The organism is Nocardiopsis sp. NPDC055551 (assembly GCF_053619415.1).
In genome coordinates, this window is sequence record NZ_JBSHJJ010000030.1 from 1 (window position 1) to 1,952 (window position 1,952).

Sequence of the window (1,952 nt, forward strand, 5' to 3'; positions counted from 1 at the left end):
GTGTATAAGTGCGCCATTCGGAATTTCAAAGCTTCAAATTTCACAGAGAGTGCCCATTTATACACACCCCCTAAATCGTGGTGTGACAATGGGTTCTCGCCGGCTCGAAATCGGTTTGTCATTCTGACAAATAACCCTTCGGGAAATAAAAAAAACGGCTCCATAAAGAGGAACCGTTTTGCTTCAAAAATCACGTTTTGTGTTATACTGGAGAAACGAAATTGTGTTTTCAAAATTGTCATTTTCGACATGATAACTTTTCTCGTAGTGTGGTTTTGCCGAACCCACTACTTTTTTTATGTCTCCGAACTTCATTTCTTCCCGTTCCGGCTTAACAATCCCTTTTGATTTTCGATACATATTCATTCCGGAAGGATACATGTGCAGCCGTCCGCCTTTTAAAAATTTCTTTTCCCGACCTTCTACGATCTTTGTTTGCACCTCACAGCCCTCTGAAGCCACTTTTAAGGCTGTTTCCCTGTCTTGGACATCTTCTAGGTCTATATCAGTCAAATAAGCGCTCAAATAGGCTCCTATGTTGTCTATATCCTTTAATGACTTGATTGTTACAAATCCTAAACCCCATAGACTCCTTAATTCAGCATTTTTAATATAAATCTTATCCAAATCATTAAAGCGCATTAAAACATGACAATGCCAGGCTCCACGTCCTTGTGGCTCTACCACCGATAAATAATCTATCGAACTTTCTTTCTTGTATTTATAACGCAACCTGTCGATAAAATTTTGAAAATCACTATAAAGTTTTTTCGTGTCCGTCATATTTTTCTTGTATGTCAAAGTTATATGTAATTCATTTGGCCGTCCTATAAAATTGTTATTTATCAAATAACGCAGCTTCTTAAAGGTTTGTCTCAAAGAATTATAATTTTCCTGCCGATTTTCCGAATGCTCGAACTCCCGGATCTCCCCAGTAGAGAGGTCTACAAACCTATCCTTGTCCAATTTTTTGATATTATTTTTCCGGTTCATCTTCTCCATATGCTGAACTTCAATGACGTGATTCATAGTGGTCACTTTTACAACATCATTTGGAGCTATGAAAACCGCGTCACCATTGCGTTTATCCATCCATTTCCCCTCAATTTTTCCTGTAATGTTTAATTAAAATCAAGTTAATAATAAAGAACCCCAAATCCGAAGTCAGTTTTTCAACAAAAATTAGCGTCCTTTTCCCAAATAGTCCCTATACAATTCCTTAATAGCAAACTCAATTACAGCATCTTTTGAAACTCTTCCAAATTCATTGTGTTTTGTAAAATGTTCGGCTAATAACTCTAGCTTTTTAAATGTTTCAACAGTAATTCGAGGTCCAATTTGTTTTTTCTCTTCCATCCAAACACACTCCTAACAAGTTGTTAACATAATTCTAACATTGGAAATAATAGAATTCAAGAACAGAAAAAAGAAGCACACTCGGAATGATATTTCGTTTCCTTTTGATTCCGAGCCTCCACCCCTTACAATCCCCAAAGGCAACCGACAAGGGAAAATTCGTCCCTTATCGGCACCTCCGGAAATTGTACAGCAAGGGGTCACTCCCAATAAAAAGACTACGACATATAAAACAGGTTTAGCTTCAGAGAAAAAGAGCATAAGGAAACTCGGTGCCACCCTAAAAAAAAGGGTGTCAAACAGGCTGTGCCTGTTGAGTTTCTATGCTCTTAGAACAGGTGCCGTTTTTGAAGCCAAAGATATAGCATAGATACCCCATAGATATAGCAGGGATATACCAAAATATCTCTAGAGATACGGGTATCTATGCTATATCTCTCTACAAGATTCCTCCACACGCTTGACGGAAATGCTTCAGCATTTTAGCACTCACTCGACAGAGTGTATAAGTGCGCCATTCGGAATTTCAAAGCTTCAAATTTCACAGAGAGTGCCCATTTATACACACCCCCTAAATCGTGGTGTGACAATGGGTT

At 38.2% G+C, this 1,952-nt stretch carries 3 protein-coding genes; all 3 read right to left on the reverse strand.

Features of this window, described 5'->3' with window-relative positions; all coding sequences use genetic code 11:
- Window positions 1-194: hypothetical protein (locus ACWGSK_RS27560; protein ID WP_379341284.1), on the reverse strand; the 194-nt coding region annotated here is incomplete at its 3' end.
- The gene (locus ACWGSK_RS27565) at window positions 184-1,092 is read right to left on the reverse strand and encodes a rolling circle replication-associated protein (protein ID WP_375839305.1); all 909 of its coding nucleotides are present in this window, start codon (window positions 1,090-1,092) and stop codon (window positions 184-186) included. The genes ACWGSK_RS27560 and ACWGSK_RS27565, both read right to left, overlap by 11 nt.
- 90 nt (window positions 1,093-1,182) lie before the next feature.
- Complete coding sequence (locus ACWGSK_RS27570; RefSeq protein WP_375839303.1) at window positions 1,183-1,356, reverse strand: hypothetical protein; 174 nt, start codon at window positions 1,354-1,356, stop codon at window positions 1,183-1,185.
- Between the last annotated feature and the right edge of the window lie 596 nt (window positions 1,357-1,952).